Genomic DNA, 14,823 nt, shown 5'->3' on the forward strand with positions numbered 1-14,823 from the left:
CGACTGGGCGCTCGCACGCAACCCCCGACGCCACAGATAGACCACGCTCAACGCTCCGCCAACGACGCTGAGTTCAACGAGAACTCGACGGACTGAGCGAGAGGGCAGCGACCGGGTAGACATGAAACATGTAAGTATCCAAAATATTTAAATTAATATGTATATCATAAATTTTGTAATGTTTCGAGATACACGAGGGTGAGAAGCCAAACTTACGCGACCGCAAGCCACGCGAGGAGCACCGCGAACGCGCCGAGTGAGGTGCTGACGACGGCGTGTACCCGCAGTCGGTCGAGCAGTGCGTGGGCGTCGTCGGTGAGTTGGGCGACTTCACCGACCTCGCCGCCGACCTCACAGCGGGGGAGGAAGTCCATAGCGATGTGGAGGAAGATGCCGGCGGCGAAGCCGAACACGGCGGCGTTCAGTTGGGCGGAAGCGGGGAGAGAGACCAATCCGGAGAGGATGGCGGTGATGCCGACGCCCGCTGCCGGGAGCAAAATAATTGAAGTGGATTTGTCGTTCGAGGCGAGGCGGCGGGCGGCGGCGTACCCGGCGGGGCCTTTGTGCGAGACGATGGCGAGCCCAAGGACGAGGCCGAGTTCGGGGAGCGTCGCGTAGACGACGCCGATGATGATGCCCGCGGTGAGCGAGTGGGCGGTCAGGTGGGCCGTCGTCGCGTCGAAGGGCAGGTCGAGGTGGGCGAGGCGGTGGCCAATCGTATGGGAGGCGAAGCCGAGGAGGATACCCGCGGCGACGCCGAAGCCGCCGACCTTGGGGTCGAAGCCGAACGCTTGCGGGAGGAGAAAGACGGCGGCGCTCGTGACCATCGCGCCCGCGGCGAGGCCGTACCCCCAGACGAGGCGGCCGGCGTGTTTCGAGGCGGCGGCGCGCTTGCCCGGGATTGCGGCACCGGCCATTGCGATGAAGGCGACCCACCCGATGGTGAGCACCTTCCAGAGGCCCGCCGAGACGGCGAGCCCGGAGAGGACGACGAACGCGAGCACACCGGCGTACCCGACATAGGTGCGAGCGGGCGCGGAGGCTCCGGGCTGAGACATGTTGTTAACGCAGTGGTTGTAATTAATAAGTTCGTCGGTTCACCGGGTTGCGCGCTTCCAGTCACCGAGGCCGACGATTTTCCCATCTACTGCTTCCGCTGGGCAGTCGGTCGCAGCCCAGTAGAACATCGGCGCGACCGTTTCGGGCGACCGGCCGGTATCTGAGAGCGCTGTTTCGACCGCACCGGGGTCGACAATCCCCACGGGCTGGTCGAGTTCGGCGGCGAATCCCTGTACGAGCGCTTCGGCGGCTGCCTTCGAGATGGCGTAGCTGCCGTACCCCGGTGTATACTCACGCGCCACCGACCCGGAAGTGACGAGAATGCGGGCGTCGGAAGCGAGGTGCGGGAGGGCTTCGCGGATGGTCGAGAACACGCCACGGGCGTTCGTCCGGAGATGGTCGTCAAAGGCGGCGTAGGACGCTTCGGTGAGTGGCGTTTCGCCGGGCGTGCCGTGATACACACCGGCGTTTGCGACGACGCAGTCGATGTCGCCGTTCACCCGGGCGGCCGTTTCCATCAGAAACTCCACGTCGAACTCGTCGCGCACGTCCGCTCGCTGCGTGGTCACGCCACCCGACGCGTCTGCGAGGTCGGAAGCGAGCGACGAGAGTGCGTCTGCGTCGCGCCCAGCGGCGACGACGTGTGCGCCTTCGGTGGCGAACGTGCGCGCGACCGCCCGCCCGATGCCACGGGTTGCGCCGGTGATGACTGCCGTGTACTCCTCCATACCGATGCGTGCGAACCCGGGCATTAAGGCGATTTCCCTGTCTCGTTGGGGTGGTTCCTTATCATCGTAGAACATGTAGAGTATCTCATGAGTCCACACTCGCGCCAGTCGGTCGTCGTCATCGGTGGCGGCATCGGCGGCCTCTCGACGGCGTGCTACCTCGCTTCTGCTGACTTCGACGTCACGGTTTTAGAAAAGAACGAACAACTCGGCGGCAGAGCCAGCCGTCTCACCGAAGACGGCTTTCGCTTCGATATGGGGCCGTCGTGGTACCTCATGCCCGACGTGTTCGAGCGCTTCTTCCGTCACTTCGGCAAACTCCCCTCCGAGTACTACGAACTCGACCGCCTCGACCCCCACTACCGGATTTTCTTCAAAGACGGCGACCAGGTGGACATCACGCCCGACCGCGAGCAGGTGAAGGCAGTGTTCGACTCGTACGAACCCGGCGCGGGCGCAAAGCTCGACGCCTATCTTGAGGAAAGCGAGCGCAACTACGAGGTTGCGATGAACGAGTTCGTCTACAAAGACCGCCCGAAACTCCGCGACTGGGTTGACCCCTCCGTGCTCAAGGCCGCACCAATCGGCCTCAACCTCGTTGGCTCGATGCAGGACCACGTCGAGAAATACTTCGAGCACCCGAAACTCCAGCAGATAATGCAGTACACGCTGGTGTTCCTCGGCGGCTCGCCGAAGAACACGCCCGCGCTCTACAACATGATGAGCCACGTCGATTTCAACCTCGGCGTCTACTACCCTGAAGGCGGCATCGGCGCGGTCGTAGACGGTATCGTCGCACTCGCAGAGGAACTCGGCGTGGAGTTCGTCACCGACTGTGAGGTGACGGAAGTGACCCGCCGACGCGAAGGCTTCCTCGTCGAATCGACGCAAGGTGAGTACCACCCAGACCTCGTCGTCTCAGACGCCGACTACGCCCACACGGAACAGGACCTGCTCCCCGAACACGAACGACAGTACTCGGCCGACTATTGGGAGGACAGAACCTACGCGCCCTCCGCCTTCCTGCTCTACCTCGGCGTCTCCGGCGACGTCGAGGAACTCGCCCACCACACGCTCGTCCTTCCCGAAGACTGGAACCAGCACTTCGACCAGATTTTCGAAACGCCCGCGTGGCCGGATAACCCGGCGTACTACCTCTGCGTCCCCTCGAAAACCGACGACACGGTGGCTCCTGAGGGCCACAGCAACCTCTTCGCGCTCGTCCCTATCGCACCCGGCCTGACCGACACGCCGAAACTCCGCCGCCAGTACCGCGCGAAGATACTCGATGATATCGAAAAGAACACTGGCGTCGCCCTCCACGATCGCATCGTCTTCGAGAAATCGTTCTGCGTGCGCGACTTCGCAAGCCGGTACAACAGCACACAAGGAACCGCACTGGGCCTCGCCCACACGCTCAGACAGACCGCCCTGCTTCGCCCGCCACACCGCTCAAAGAAGGTGAACGGCCTCTACTTCACTGGCTCGTTTACCACCCCCGGCATCGGCGTTCCGATGTGCCTCATCAGCGGGGAGCACGCAGCGAACGCCGTCATCCACGATTCGACGCTATGAGAACTTCGACGCTTTCGCGTGCGACCGACGTGTTCGCCAACGCGCTTCCCGCAGAAAGCACGCTGCATGGCTACCTCCTCAGGCTCTCGCGGCCTCGCTTCTGGTTCTACCTCGCCGGGCCGGTCATCGTCGGCGCGGCCTACGGTGCAGAGTCGCTCGACGCGTTGCTCTCCCCGCTCAGCGTCGCCCTTTTTCTGTACTTCCTGCTCCCGGCGAACGTCTTCCTGTACGGCATAAACGACATCTTCGACCGGGAAGTGGACGTTGAAAACCCGAAGAAGGACGAAAAAGAAGTTAGATACTCGGGCGAGCGTGGCGTGCTGGCCGCAATTCTCTTGTCGGGGCTGCTCGGCCTCGTCTTCGTGCCGTTTCTGTCGCCGCTCGCGCTCGCCGTGCTCGCGGTGTACTACTTCCTCGCCGTCGAGTACAGCGCGCCGCCGTTTCGGTTCAAGACGACGCCGTTTCTCGATTCGCTCTCGAACGGGCTGTACATCCTGCCCGCCGTCGTCGCCTACACCGCGCTCGCGGGCAGCCTCCCGCCAACGCTCGCCATCGCGGGCGGGTGGCTCTGGACGATGGGAATGCACACCTTCTCTGCGATTCCCGACATCGAACCCGACCGCGCGGCGGGCATCCGCACGACGGCAACCGCACTCGGTCAGCGGCGAACCTACGTCTACTGTGCAGTCTGCTGGTTCGCTGCGGCCATCGCGTTCGCGCTCGTCCACCCGCTGCTCGGCGCGCTGCTCACTCTGTACCCCCTGCTGGTGTTCGGCATCGTCGTGGCCGGCGTCGGCGTAAATCGCGCGTACTGGTGGTATCCCGCCGTCAACACCGTCGTCGGGATGGTGCTGACCTTCGGCGGCCTCTGGAGGTTCGTCGGTGGCGTCTGAGGTGTCGAAGGGGTTTGATAAACTCGTCCACGACAACCGGTTCACGATTGCCGTCCTCTTCCCGCTCGTCGGCACGTTTCTGCTCATCCTCGGCAGCGAGGGCTACGTCCCGGCGGAACTCGCGCTCAATCCCTTCTTGCTCGTCGCGGCGACGTTCGTGATGCGCCTGCCGCTCATCGCTGGGTTGACGCCGCTCGTGACCCGGCGGGCAGCAGTTGCGCTCTGTACGCTCACCATCTTCACCTACGCCGTCGAGCTCGTCGGCGTCAGAACCGGGCTTCCCTACGGCGAGTTTTCCTACCAACTCGCGCTCGGGCCGATGCTGTTCGGTGAAGTCCCCCTCGCCCTGCCCATCTTCTACTTTCCCCTCCTGCTCAACAGCTACCTCCTTGGCTTGCTCCTGCTCGGGCCACGCGCCACCTCGCGGTTGCGGCGGATTCTCGCAGGCATCGGTATCGTCCTCGTGATGGACCTCGTGCTCGACCCGGCCGCCGTCGACCTCGGCTTCTGGGCGTACGTCGGCGGCGGCGCGTACTACGACGTACCAGTCTCGAACTACCTCGGGTGGGTGTTCTCCGCCACGATTGCGATGTCGCTCATCGAACTCGGCTTCCACGCAGACGAGGTGAAACGTCGGCTTGCGAACTGCTCGTTCATGCTCGACGACCTCGTGAGCTTCGCCATTCTTTGGGGGGTCGTAAACGGCTACTTCGGCAACTGGATTCCCGCCGCGCTCGCCGTCGGTTTCGCCCTGACCTTGCTTCGTCTCGACCGCTTTGACTTCGCCGTCGGCTCGGTCGTCAGGTCACGAAAAACGAAACACAGCTAGCGCGCCTGCGTGGGCGTGCCGGTCGGTTCCGGCGGTCTCGACCGCGTGGTTCCCGTCGTGCTCACCTTCTCGAAGACGACCTCCGGGTCTGAGTTCCACAGCCACTGCCACCTGGTTTCGGCGATGAGTCGGAGCTTTCGCACAGCAGAGAGCGACGGCGTCTGCGTGAGCGTGTCCATCCCCTGCTCGCGGATGAGGCGGTGGTGGTCTGCGTAGAGGACTGCGGACAGCAAGATGGCGAACTGGCTGTCTTCGGGCAGGTAGCGAATCCCCGCGACGCCCTCGCGGTAGAGGTCTTCTGCCCGCGTTAGTTCGAAAGAGATGGCGTCTGCGAACTCGGGAGTGAACTCGCGGCGTTCGATTTGGGCCTCGCTCACGCCGAAGGTGTCGAGGGTGGTTTGCGGGAGGTAGATGCGCTCTCGGTCGACGATGTCCTCGCCCACGTCGCGCAAGAAGTTGGTGAGTTGGAACGCCTCACCGAGACGGGTCGCGTGGGGGAGGGCGCATTCCGGTTCCTCGGGTTGCATCACGCAGGTCATCATCCGACCAACGGCGGCCGCAGACCCGCGCATGTAGGTTTCGAGTTCCTCGTAGGTCGCATACCGATCTTTCTCGATGTCGGCACACATCGCGTCGATGAACGCTTCGACCTCTGTGTCGGGGATGTCGTAGGTCACACAGAGGTCGCGGAAGGCGAGGAGGACGGGGTCGTCGGTCTCGCGGCGGCCGAGCACCTCGTCGCGGAGCGCCTCCAACCGCCGACGCTGGGCGTCGGGCGTGAGGTCGTTTTCGCTGTCTACGACTTCGTCCGCGATGCGGAAGAAGGCGTACAAGACGTACGTTGCGTGACGAATCCGCTTTGGGAGCAGTTTCGTCGCATAGTAGAACGTCTTGCCAGTCCGGCGGTGGATGGCCTTACTTTTGGCTATTGGGTGGCGGTGTACCATGCGGGAACAATAATACATTTGACGTTTCTCAGGGTTATAGAGATTTGCGCGGGTTCGAAGAACTACCCAACCAGTAAGGTGTGACAGGTATCCACGTCCAGCGACCCATCCCTACCGGTAAGAGGAACAACACGTTCGGGCGTGAAATCTCAGCCTACCGCCCGAGTAGTCACACGATAGCAAACAACATGGAACTCATCTTCTTGGTGAGAGATTCTCCGTGTTCGAGACCGACTCCGCGAGTTCGCGTGCCAGCTACGTCGCCCCGACTGCGCCCAGCAAAAGCAACGAGGAACCCGACTGATGGCAGGCCCCCTGCCGCTCAGCGTGTACGGCGCCGTCGTGGCGCTGTATCTCGGATTGAAGCTGGTTGGTTACCTCAGATACCGGCCGTTCGGACACGCCACAACGACGCCCACGGTGAGCGTCATCATCGCGGCGTACAACGAAGACCCGGCGCTGATGCGCGCGTGTCTCGACAGCATTCTCGACCAATCGTACCCCGTGAGCGAAGTGTTCGTCACCGACGACGGCAGCGAAGACAAGCGGGCGTGGCGCGCGGTAAACCAGTACGCGGCGCGCGACTCACGCATCGTCACCCACCGATTCGCGGAAAATCGCGGCAAGCGCCACGCACAGGCCGCCGGCTTCGAGCGCGCGACCAGCAACCTCTTCGTCACGGTTGACTCAGATTCGATTCTCGAACCGGGCGCGCTCGCTGAACTGGTCAAACCGTTTGCCGACGCGGACGTGACCGCCGTCACCGGCTATCCGAAAATCCTCGACCGAGAGAAATCCCTGCTCTCTCGGCTCATCGACATGCGGTATTGGAGTTCGTTCAACGTAGACCGCGGCGCGCAGTCGGTGCTCGGTATCACCACCTGCTGTACCGGCGTGTTCAGCGCCTATCGCGCAGACGTGGTGCGCGAGGTGCTCACCGCCTACGTCGAACAGGAGTTCCTCGGCAAGCCGTGTCACTACGGGGACGACCGCCACCTGACGGCCCACGCGCTCAAGCGCGGGAAGGTGGTGTTCCAATCGACCGCCCAGGCGTGGACGGCCGCCCCGGCTGACTTTTCGTCCTACATTCGCCAGCAGACGCGGTGGATGCGGAGTTTCTGGCGCGAGTCACTGTTGGCACTTGCGTGGGCACCGAAGCGAAGCGCCGTCCTCGCCGCGCTCATGGTCGTGGAGTTGAGTCTCCCGATCGCCCTGCTCGGCGTCGGCGTCGGGACGATGCTCTATCGCGTGTTCATCCTCGGCGCGCTCGCAAGCCTCGGGACGTACCTGCTTGCGATTGCGGTGATGGCGTATCTCAGAAATCTCGCCTACAGCCGTCGCCACCTCGGGACGTTCCTCATCGCGCCACTCTACGGCGTGTTGTTCTTCACCGTCCACCTCCCGCTGTTGCTCTACGCGCTCGTGACGCTCCGGACGACCCACTGGGGGACGCGACAGGTCACGACGGGTGACTCGCGGCGGGTCGCTCCCAGCGGTCGGCTTGGATTCTCGCTCGGCCTCGGCAGTTTGCTCAAACAAGACCGGGCGAACGCGGTGCTCGTGCCGATTCGCGGCGCGCGCCTCCATCACCTCCAACGGCGCAACGACCGCCACCCGACCGCCGACGCCACCTCAGTGACCGACCCGAGTGCGCCCCGCGAGGAGACTCCGGCCACACGCCACCGCGTCGTTCCATCGGATACGTCGCTCGCCGTCCAGCGATTCCGTGGCGTCGCAGACGAAGCGGACGACGGCTGAAAATGCTCTTTTTCGTGGGTGTCGAACTCGTTTACGGCCCGAGATAGCCCCACGCGAGCAGACGGTCGCCGTCGCCCTCAATCCACCGGCGACCGATGTCGTCGCGGTAGTACAGGTTCGGGATGATGATGTTCTCGATGCGGTCGTAGGCTTTCTCCTGGGCTCTCGCCATCGTCGGCCCCTTGCCGGTGGCGATGATGGCGATTCCTGAGGTTCCGGCGACGCGCCACTGGCCGTTTACCTTCTTCGTGTCCTCGATGTGGATGCCGTCGCGGTCGTCGGTCTCGAAGACGATGGCAGCGTTGCGCGAGTTTTCGTCGAAGGTCTTGTCGTCGTCGAACGGGAACGGCGGCACGCAGATGCGAACCGCAATCTGGTAGCCGTTGTGTACCTGTAACTCGGGGTCATCGCCGTGTGCGAGTTTGTAGAAGAACTCGCCGGTCGGCGTTTTGAACGATTCTTCTTGGAGGACGATGGTGGGGTAGCCAAAGCGCGGCGTGAATTCGAGCGGGTAGATGCCCGAACTGTTGACGATGCAGTTGATGTCGATGCTTCCCACGTACCCCTCCGCAGCAAGCCAGTCTTCGAGTTTACCGAGGGTTTCGCGGAACAGTTTGTTCCGCCCCGTCCAGAACATCGAGGTGCCCATCTCACCCGTCGAGGGGCCGATGTTCCCCGGAAACAGCTTCTTGTGCTCGAAGTTGAAGTTGATTGGCTCGACAAATTTGTTGCCGTTGAAAAAGCCACAGACGGCGATTTCGACGCCCGAGACGCGGCGCTGGAGCTGAAAACCCTTCATCCGGTGGCCCCACGCCTTCTTGTAGGCGCGAAGCACGTCCACCACGTCGCTGCCGTCGTCTTCGCGGCCGACGTAGAGCAGGCGTTTGACGTTCTGTACCTCGCCAAGCGGTTTGATGACGTACGGGCCAGGATTCTCCCTGATGTACTCGATGCCCGCGTCGAAGTCGGAGAACTCGCGGTGTTGGATGGTGTTTACGCCGTGTTCTCTGAGTATCTCCATCGCGTAGCCGCGGTCGTCTTCTAAGCGGTCTGTGTTCTGCGTGCCGCCGACGACGGCTTTCCCCTGTTCGCGCAACTCCTCTGCGAGTTTCCCCGTGCCCACTTCAGAGCCGACCCAAATATCGTCGAAGATGATGACGTCCGCCCAGTCGATTTCGGCCTCCCAGTCGTCGGTTTTTTCGACGAACCCATCCGCGATTTCGCGGTCGTCTTCGGTTTCGATGTAGTACTTGACGTCGTGGCCCTCCTCGGCCACCTGCCACGCAATATCCCCGATGAGGGCAGCATCGAGCGAGCAGAACAAGAAGTTCTTGGGGTCCATAGGAAGGCCGACTCAGGCCACCAATAAAAAGCCCCCTCCGGGTCGGTATTTCACCAGAGGAGAGGCGACTGGGGGGCTGTGCTACGACCCCGACTGCAAGTGCGAGCCAGGGACCCACCCGGTCGGACACATTTAAGGTCTTCACACCCAATTTTCTGACATGGTTCGATTTCTCGTCGGCACGAACGACGTCAACACGAGCGAAGCACTCGTTTCGTACCTCGAAGGGCGCGCAACTGACGGCGACACAGTGTACGCCATAAACTCACTCATCGGCGGCGACGACACGGACGATAAAGACGTGTTCGCCGGACGCGACGCAATCGAGTACATAGAAGAGGCGTTGGGTGACACAGTAACCGTCGAAAGCCACCAGCTCGTCCGCGGCAACGCACCCGCAGACGACATCAAGAATTTTGCCGAAGAAAACGACGTTGACGAAGTCGTCATCGGTATCCGCAAGCGCAGTCCGACGGGGAAAGTCGTGTTCGGCTCGACCGCACAGGACATCCTCCTGAGTGCGAGTCGACCCGTGGTTTCGGTGCCACTCTCCCAATAGACAGACAAACCATTTTTGTCGTCTGTACCCTATCTGTAGGTATGAGCCGAGAGCATCTTCAAGCAGCAAGCGACCAACTCACAGAAATCGCCGCGGGCTTAGACGACGACAGCCTCGCAGAGCGTCTGTCCGGCATCGCAGAGCAGGTTGGGAAATTCGCCAGCCAAGAGCGCGGCCCAGACCACGGCCGTCTCGCCCGTATCGAAAACGCGCTCCACGAAATCAAAGCGAAGGTCGACGACGACCAGAAAAAAGCCATCGAACAAGCCCACGAAGAAATCAAAGCCTTCCGCGCGACGGTTTCGGGAATTTAAGCCAGTAACTCTTCTTTGAGAATCGGGACGAACGTCCCGATGTCAGTCACCATCCCAATAGCCTGCGCGCTGCCGCGGTCTAACAGTTGCGTGACGGTCGCGGGGCTGATGTCTACGCAGACGACCTTCGTCGTGGACGGCAGGCAGTTGCCGACGGCCACCGAGTGCAGCAGCGTCGAGAGCATGAGCACCATATCCGCATCCCGCGCCTGCTCGCGGATGGCGTTCTGAGCTTCGATGGAGTCGGTGATGGTGTCGGGGAGCGGGCCGTCGTCGCGGATGGATCCGGCGAGGACGAACGGCACGTCGTTCGTGACACACTCGTACATCACACCGGAGTCGATGAGTCCTTCCTCGACGGCCGCTTCGATGCCGCCCGCCCGGATGATTTCCGAGATGGTGTAGATGTGGTGTTTGTGACCCTTGCGAGGGTGGTCTAAGGTTTCGACGTCCATCCCGAGCGACGTCCCGTACAAATCACGCTCTAAGTCGTGAACCGCGAATCCGTTGCCCGCGGAGATGCCGTCGATGTAGCCTTCACGGACGAGTTCTGCGAGCGCTGGGCCTGCGCCCGAGTGGAGGAGCGCCGGGCCACAGACGGCGAGGATTTTCCCGCCTTCGTCTTTCGTTTTCTGCATTGCGTCTGCGATGTTCGAAATCGTCGTTTGCGAGGGGCGCTCAGAGGAGATGCCACCTTGCATGAAGCCGAACGCGCCGCCCGCCTCACGGGGGCGCTCTGGTGGTTTGACCTTGATGCCCGAGTCGCCGGTGACGACGAGGTCGCCTTCTTCGATGGCATTGAGTACCTTCGTGTAGGCGCGATTGTCGTCGGTGTCGATGACGACCGCACAGTCCATCTCGATGTCTTCGACGGCGAGCCACTCGCCCTCGTAGCGGACCCACGTCGGGTGGTTGGTCGTTGAGTAAAATCCAATCGGGACGACCTGGTCGCGGGGGGCGGGGTCGAGTTCCACATCGCGCACGTCAGACGGGTTTGCCCCCGACTGGTGGAGTTCGTGCAGGATACGGTCTAAGTCTGCTTCGGTTTCCGCAGACACCGTTAGTCGGGCGTAGGATTCGTCCGTCTTCTGGCGACCAATGTCGAACTCCTCGACGTTGAACCAGCCGTTGAAGTCCATGATGATGCCGAAACACGCCTGCATCATCCCCGAGTCGATGATGTGGCCCTCAAGTTCGACTTCGCTCGAAACGCTCATGAAAACACCTCGGTGATGGGGCGATAAGACGGTTGTGGGATACTATCTACTGCACTCGTATGCCACACCCTGCTGGCTCACTCGGCCAACCGACACTCGACCGACCACGAGCACGCAGCGCCCGCGAGGAGGCGCTGGTAGAGCGCCTGCAAGCCCGGCGGTTCGGTCGCGGGGAGCACGTGAAACTCCACTGCACCCGCGCGAATGGCGACCCGGAACACGTCGCCCGTCTCGCGGTCGTAGACGAGAAACAGCGGCATCGGCAGGTCGAACCAGTCGCCGTAGGTGTACGGGTCGTCGTCGAGGATGGAGACCAACAGCGTCTTGAGGTCGCTATCTTCCTGCTCGGGGTCGGGCGTGAGCGTGAAGATGGTCTGGCCCGCGAAGGTGACGCCGCTGTCTCTCGAATACTCGCGTCGCGGGCGTTGTGGAATCTCGAACGTTGGAAGCTCCGTACTCATGACCCCTCTTATCCATGTGATTGGTTCGCAATCACTTATATATGCTCGCCCTAGAAGTCCACGGGGCAGCCGTTTATCTCGCCGCCGCGCATGCCTTCTGCAATCCAGTAGATAGAGAGCAGGAGCGTGACGAGCGCGAGGAGGGCGAATTCGAGGCCGTCGAGCGGGAGGAAGCTGAGCGATACGGAGATACCGAAAAGCGAGAGCAAGCCGACGATGAGCACGGAGCCACACGCCGCACAGCCCGCCCCGAGCGTGCCGAGGACGAGGCCCGCAACCCCAGAACTGCCCTGGCGCACCGAGAGATCGTGTTCGCGCAGGTGGTAGGTGACCATCGCAATGTCGACGCCAAACAGCAGCGCGATGAGTACGAGAATCGAGCCGACGAGCAGGTCGAACGAGTCGCTCACGAACGGGTACAGCCCCGAGAGCAAGGCAAGTTGATTTTCGAGTGGGAGGGTTCCCGAGAACAGCGCGAAGCCGACGAGGTCAGGGTTGAGCGAGAAGACGAACAGTGTGAGACCGAAAAACGCGCCGACGAAGGTCACGACGGCGTAGAGCGGAATGGTGACGACGAGCCGGGCGGTGCGCGCCATCAGTCGCCAGTCGCGCCCGCGGGTCGGCAGTCGGACGCGGCTCATAGCTGGAGGGCGTTTTCGAACACCCGCACGTCTTGGGCACCTTGTATCTGCGTTTGGAACTCGCCGTCTAAGAACAGGTAGAACGTCGGCGTGGCGCTCGCACCGGCGGCTTTACCGGAGCTTAGGTCGAGTTGCACGGCGTCGTCGTACACCTTCTCGCGGGCGTCGCTGACGACGGCTGCCGCATCTACGTCGGTCGCGTCGGCGAGGAACTGTTCAGTTCGTTCAAGGACATTCGCTTCCGCGAACGACGACTGGTCTGCATAGTAGTGGTCTTTCAGCGTCCAGAAGGCGTCCTCGTCGCGGGCGTAGGTGGCTTCGAGCGCTTGGACGGCGGGCTTCCCCCACGGGTAGATGATGGGGTAGACCCTGAACGCGAACGCGACGTTTCCGGTGTCGATGTGCGTTGCTTTGAGTTCGGGGAACGTGTTCTGCTCAAACCGGCGGCACGTCGGACACGACGGGTCTTCGTAGGCGACGATGAGCGCCTCTTGGTCTACCGACCCAAGGATGGGCTGGGCGTCGATGTGCTCAAGCGCGGGGTGGGTCTTCGACGTTTCAGTAGTGGTGGATTCGCCGTCGGTTTCCGGAGACCCGGCGTCGCTCGCGCCGCCGAGACAGCCAGCGAGCGCAGCAACCCCGGTGAGGGCGGTTCCCGCGAGGAAGCGTCGTCGATTCATACCATTCGTTCGGGTGCGGTGCTTATGGTGGTTTTGCGGAATTGCACCAAACTCACACCAAAATTCAGGGAGCGTTTAACCGACTGGAACGCCTTTGTACTGGCATGTGTGGGCGATACAGCCTGTTTACGCCGCCTGACGAGGTCGAAGCACGATTCGATGCCCGCTTCGAACGCCGCTTTCGACCTCGGTACAACGCCGCGCCGAGCCAGAACCTCCCCGTGATTCAAAACACCGCCCGCGACCAGATTCGCACCCTCCGCTGGGGGCTGATTCCGTCGTGGGCGTCGGAGGCGAAGGTGGGGAACAACCTCATCAACGCACGTGCAGAGACCGTCCGCGAGAAGCGAAGCTTTGCAGACGCCTACGAACAGCGCCGCTGTCTCGTCCTCGCAGACGGCTTCTACGAGTGGGCGAAGACGGACACCGGCAAACAGCCCTATCGTGTCGCGTTCGACGACGACCGCCCGTTCGCGATGGCGGGGCTGTGGGAGCGCTGGAAGCCGCCACAGAAACAGACCGGTTTCGGGGATTTCGGCGGTGGGAAACCCGACGGCGCGGTCGAACCCGTTGAAAGCTTTACCATCATCACGACCGAACCCAACGACGTGATACGACCGCTCCACAACCGGATGGCCGTCATCCTCGAACCCGAGGCAGAAGCCGCGTGGCTCACCGGCGACCCAGCAGAAGTGTACGACCTGCTCAAGCCGTATCCGGGCGACGACCTGCGTGCCTACCCCGTCTCGACGGCGGTCAACAACCCCGGAAACGACCGTCCTGAACTCATTGAGGAGGTTGACATCGCCGCATGACGGGTGACCACATCGACCACATCGAGTACACCTACACCCACGGGATGACCGACGAAGACGTACAAGAAATCCTCAAAGATACCAACACGGGCGTCCTCGGCTTGTCGCGTGACGGGAGCGCCTACGCGATTCCGGTGGCGTTTCACTACGACGGCGAGCGCTTCATCATCCGGCTTGGCCGCCACGCCGACAGCGAGAAAATGTCGTTCATCGAGACAACGGCGTCTGCGTGTCTCACCTGCTACGACTACGAGCCGCCGGACACCTCGTGGAGCATCATCGCCCGCGGCCCGCTCCGCGAGTTGGACGCAGACGAACAGGAGGCATACCCGGACGCAGACATCAACGAGGCGTTCATCCCGCTCAGAATTTTCGGGGAAGCCCCAGAAGAAATGGAGCCTGTGCTGTTTGAGTTGAGCGTGATGGAGTTGACCGGCCGACGAACCGGCTAGTCGAACAGGTCGGAGTAGCGCTCTGCGAGATTCGTGTACTCCCCTGAGGAGTAGTCGGTGAAGATGGTTTCCGGGTCGATGGTGGTCTCAGACAGCGGCGTCACAATGGCGGGCACGCCGCGAGCGAACGACGCTGGCGGAATGTGATACTCCTCTGGAACCACGGAGCCGGAGGCGACAATTGTCTTTTCCCCGACGACGACGCCTGCGTTCAACACGGCGTTGAAGCCGACGAGTGCGCCGTCTTCGACGGTAGCCTCGTTGATGACCGCGCCGTGACCCACCATGACGCGGTTGCCGATGTTCGACGCGTGAACCACGGCGTTGTCCCCGATGTGGGACTCCTTGCCGACGCGGACTGGGCCGATATCGCCCCGCAGGATGACGCCGGGCCAGACGCTCGCGTCGGCTTCGACCGTCACGTCACCGATGAGCGTCGATTCCCGGCTGACGTGGGCGTGTTCGTGAACGTTCGGTCGCATCCCCTCGAATTCGTAGTACCGTTGGTCACCCATGGAAAGATGTACGCGCGCTAACGTGATAACACTGCGCA

General features: G+C 62.3%; 17 protein-coding genes. 8 read left to right on the forward strand and 9 right to left on the reverse strand.

The features are described from left to right. Nucleotides 1-212: 212 nt before the first annotated feature. Together V5N13_RS05260 and V5N13_RS05265 are read right to left on the reverse strand one after the other, a co-directional pair. Complete coding sequence (locus V5N13_RS05260) at nt 213-1,058, reverse strand: ZIP family metal transporter (RefSeq protein WP_336359897.1); 846 nt, start codon at nt 1,056-1,058, stop codon at nt 213-215. Nucleotides 1,059-1,097: 39 nt separating this feature from the next. After that, nucleotides 1,098-1,787: an SDR family oxidoreductase gene (locus V5N13_RS05265; protein WP_336359898.1), complete on the reverse strand. Its 690-nt coding sequence runs from the start codon at nt 1,785-1,787 to the stop codon at nt 1,098-1,100. An 87-nt stretch (nt 1,788-1,874) separates the two neighbouring features. Here V5N13_RS05265 and V5N13_RS05270 point away from each other — a divergent pair, with 87 nt between their 5' ends. Genes V5N13_RS05270 through cruF form a run of 3 tightly spaced genes read left to right on the forward strand, consistent with a single transcriptional unit; the run spans nt 1,875 to nt 5,084 of the window. Then, nucleotides 1,875-3,362, forward strand: coding sequence for a phytoene desaturase family protein (locus tag V5N13_RS05270; protein WP_336359899.1), 1,488 nt, complete (start codon nt 1,875-1,877; stop codon nt 3,360-3,362). Next, nucleotides 3,359-4,255 carry a prenyltransferase gene (locus V5N13_RS05275; RefSeq protein WP_336359900.1) on the forward strand — a complete coding sequence of 299 codons (897 nt, stop codon included), beginning with the start codon at nt 3,359-3,361 and terminating at the stop codon, nt 4,253-4,255. Before V5N13_RS05270 ends, V5N13_RS05275 begins: the two co-directional genes overlap by 4 nt. Continuing rightward, nucleotides 4,245-5,084 carry a bisanhydrobacterioruberin hydratase gene (cruF, locus tag V5N13_RS05280; RefSeq protein WP_336359901.1) on the forward strand — a complete coding sequence of 280 codons (840 nt, stop codon included), beginning with the start codon at nt 4,245-4,247 and terminating at the stop codon, nt 5,082-5,084. The genes V5N13_RS05275 and cruF overlap by 11 nt, the downstream gene beginning before the upstream one ends. On the opposite strand, the gene V5N13_RS05285 is transcribed toward cruF, so the two are convergent. Beyond that, a complete protein-coding gene (locus V5N13_RS05285; protein WP_336359902.1) occupies nt 5,081-6,031 on the reverse strand; it encodes a phytoene/squalene synthase family protein in 951 nt (316 codons plus the stop codon). The two genes, cruF and V5N13_RS05285, sit on opposite strands and share 4 nt — an antisense overlap. Before the next feature lie 303 nt (nt 6,032-6,334). On the opposite strand from V5N13_RS05285, the gene V5N13_RS05290 reads away from it, so the two are divergent. Beyond that, nucleotides 6,335-7,789 (forward strand): glycosyltransferase, encoded by a 1,455-nt coding sequence (locus tag V5N13_RS05290; protein ID WP_336359903.1) that lies wholly within the window; start codon nt 6,335-6,337, stop codon nt 7,787-7,789. Between the two features lie 31 nt (nt 7,790-7,820). On the opposite strand, the gene V5N13_RS05295 is transcribed toward V5N13_RS05290, so the two are convergent. After that, a complete protein-coding gene (locus tag V5N13_RS05295) occupies nt 7,821-9,131 on the reverse strand; it encodes a phosphoribosylamine--glycine ligase (protein WP_336359904.1) in 1,311 nt (436 codons plus the stop codon). Nucleotides 9,132-9,291: 160 nt separating this feature from the next. On the opposite strand from V5N13_RS05295, the gene V5N13_RS05300 reads away from it, so the two are divergent. Both V5N13_RS05300 and V5N13_RS05305 read left to right on the forward strand, forming a co-directional pair. Next, nucleotides 9,292-9,690, forward strand: coding sequence for a universal stress protein (locus tag V5N13_RS05300; protein WP_336359905.1), 399 nt, complete (start codon nt 9,292-9,294; stop codon nt 9,688-9,690). 41 nt (nt 9,691-9,731) lie between these two features. Beyond that, on the forward strand, nt 9,732-10,004 hold the full coding sequence (locus tag V5N13_RS05305; RefSeq protein WP_336359906.1) for a DUF7553 family protein: 273 nt from the start codon (nt 9,732-9,734) through the stop codon (nt 10,002-10,004). On the opposite strand, the gene V5N13_RS05310 is transcribed toward V5N13_RS05305, so the two are convergent. The 4 genes from V5N13_RS05310 to V5N13_RS05325 all read right to left on the reverse strand — a co-directional run bounded on the left by V5N13_RS05310 (nt 10,001) and on the right by V5N13_RS05325 (nt 13,003). Next, nucleotides 10,001-11,221 (reverse strand): ornithine cyclodeaminase, encoded by a 1,221-nt coding sequence (locus V5N13_RS05310; RefSeq protein ID WP_336359907.1) that lies wholly within the window; start codon nt 11,219-11,221, stop codon nt 10,001-10,003. The two genes, V5N13_RS05305 and V5N13_RS05310, sit on opposite strands and share 4 nt — an antisense overlap. A 77-nt stretch (nt 11,222-11,298) precedes the next feature. Further along, complete coding sequence (locus V5N13_RS05315; protein ID WP_336359908.1) at nt 11,299-11,682, reverse strand: hypothetical protein; 384 nt, start codon at nt 11,680-11,682, stop codon at nt 11,299-11,301. A 50-nt stretch (nt 11,683-11,732) separates the two neighbouring features. Further along, entirely contained in the window at nt 11,733-12,323 is a 591-nt protein-coding gene (locus V5N13_RS05320; protein ID WP_336359909.1) for a hypothetical protein, read from the reverse strand. After that, on the reverse strand, nt 12,320-13,003 hold the full coding sequence (locus V5N13_RS05325) for a DsbA family protein (protein WP_336359910.1): 684 nt from the start codon (nt 13,001-13,003) through the stop codon (nt 12,320-12,322). The genes V5N13_RS05320 and V5N13_RS05325 overlap by 4 nt, the downstream gene beginning before the upstream one ends. A 104-nt stretch (nt 13,004-13,107) precedes the next feature. Between V5N13_RS05325 and V5N13_RS05330 the strand changes: the two genes are divergently transcribed. After that, nucleotides 13,108-13,818 (forward strand): SOS response-associated peptidase, encoded by a 711-nt coding sequence (locus tag V5N13_RS05330; protein ID WP_336359911.1) that lies wholly within the window; start codon nt 13,108-13,110, stop codon nt 13,816-13,818. Beyond that, nucleotides 13,815-14,270: a pyridoxamine 5'-phosphate oxidase family protein gene (locus V5N13_RS05335; RefSeq protein ID WP_336359912.1), complete on the forward strand. Its 456-nt coding sequence runs from the start codon at nt 13,815-13,817 to the stop codon at nt 14,268-14,270. Before V5N13_RS05330 ends, V5N13_RS05335 begins: the two co-directional genes overlap by 4 nt. Here V5N13_RS05335 and V5N13_RS05340 read toward each other — a convergent pair. Then, nucleotides 14,267-14,785, reverse strand: coding sequence for a gamma carbonic anhydrase family protein (locus tag V5N13_RS05340; protein WP_332899819.1), 519 nt, complete (start codon nt 14,783-14,785; stop codon nt 14,267-14,269). The genes V5N13_RS05335 and V5N13_RS05340 overlap by 4 nt on opposite strands. Between the last annotated feature and the right edge of the window lie 38 nt (nt 14,786-14,823).

It is taken from the genome of Haladaptatus sp. ZSTT2 (assembly GCF_037081775.1).
Lineage (GTDB): Archaea > Halobacteriota > Halobacteria > Halobacteriales > Halococcaceae > QDMS2.

What these genes read in the sequence shown, in the direction of transcription:
- V5N13_RS05315 (WP_336359908.1), bottom strand. Translation starts at nt 11,682, where the DNA reads ATGAGTACGGAGCTTCCAACGTTCGAGATTCCACAACGCCCGCGACGC.
- V5N13_RS05285 (WP_336359902.1), bottom strand. Translation starts at nt 6,031, where the DNA reads ATGGTACACCGCCACCCAATAGCCAAAAGTAAGGCCATCCACCGCCGG.
- V5N13_RS05265 (WP_336359898.1), bottom strand. Translation starts at nt 1,787, where the DNA reads ATGGAGGAGTACACGGCAGTCATCACCGGCGCAACCCGTGGCATCGGG.
- V5N13_RS05305 (WP_336359906.1), top strand. Translation starts at nt 9,732, where the DNA reads ATGAGCCGAGAGCATCTTCAAGCAGCAAGCGACCAACTCACAGAAATC.
- V5N13_RS05340 (WP_332899819.1), bottom strand. Translation starts at nt 14,785, where the DNA reads ATGGGTGACCAACGGTACTACGAATTCGAGGGGATGCGACCGAACGTT.
- V5N13_RS05335 (WP_336359912.1), top strand. Translation starts at nt 13,815, where the DNA reads ATGACGGGTGACCACATCGACCACATCGAGTACACCTACACCCACGGG.
- V5N13_RS05270 (WP_336359899.1), top strand. Translation starts at nt 1,875, where the DNA reads ATGAGTCCACACTCGCGCCAGTCGGTCGTCGTCATCGGTGGCGGCATC.
- V5N13_RS05295 (WP_336359904.1), bottom strand. Translation starts at nt 9,131, where the DNA reads ATGGACCCCAAGAACTTCTTGTTCTGCTCGCTCGATGCTGCCCTCATC.
- V5N13_RS05260 (WP_336359897.1), bottom strand. Translation starts at nt 1,058, where the DNA reads ATGTCTCAGCCCGGAGCCTCCGCGCCCGCTCGCACCTATGTCGGGTAC.
- V5N13_RS05310 (WP_336359907.1), bottom strand. Translation starts at nt 11,221, where the DNA reads ATGAGCGTTTCGAGCGAAGTCGAACTTGAGGGCCACATCATCGACTCG.
- V5N13_RS05290 (WP_336359903.1), top strand. Translation starts at nt 6,335, where the DNA reads ATGGCAGGCCCCCTGCCGCTCAGCGTGTACGGCGCCGTCGTGGCGCTG.
- V5N13_RS05320 (WP_336359909.1), bottom strand. Translation starts at nt 12,323, where the DNA reads ATGAGCCGCGTCCGACTGCCGACCCGCGGGCGCGACTGGCGACTGATG.
- V5N13_RS05330 (WP_336359911.1), top strand. Translation starts at nt 13,108, where the DNA reads ATGTGTGGGCGATACAGCCTGTTTACGCCGCCTGACGAGGTCGAAGCA.
- V5N13_RS05300 (WP_336359905.1), top strand. Translation starts at nt 9,292, where the DNA reads ATGGTTCGATTTCTCGTCGGCACGAACGACGTCAACACGAGCGAAGCA.
- V5N13_RS05275 (WP_336359900.1), top strand. Translation starts at nt 3,359, where the DNA reads ATGAGAACTTCGACGCTTTCGCGTGCGACCGACGTGTTCGCCAACGCG.
- V5N13_RS05325 (WP_336359910.1), bottom strand. Translation starts at nt 13,003, where the DNA reads ATGAATCGACGACGCTTCCTCGCGGGAACCGCCCTCACCGGGGTTGCT.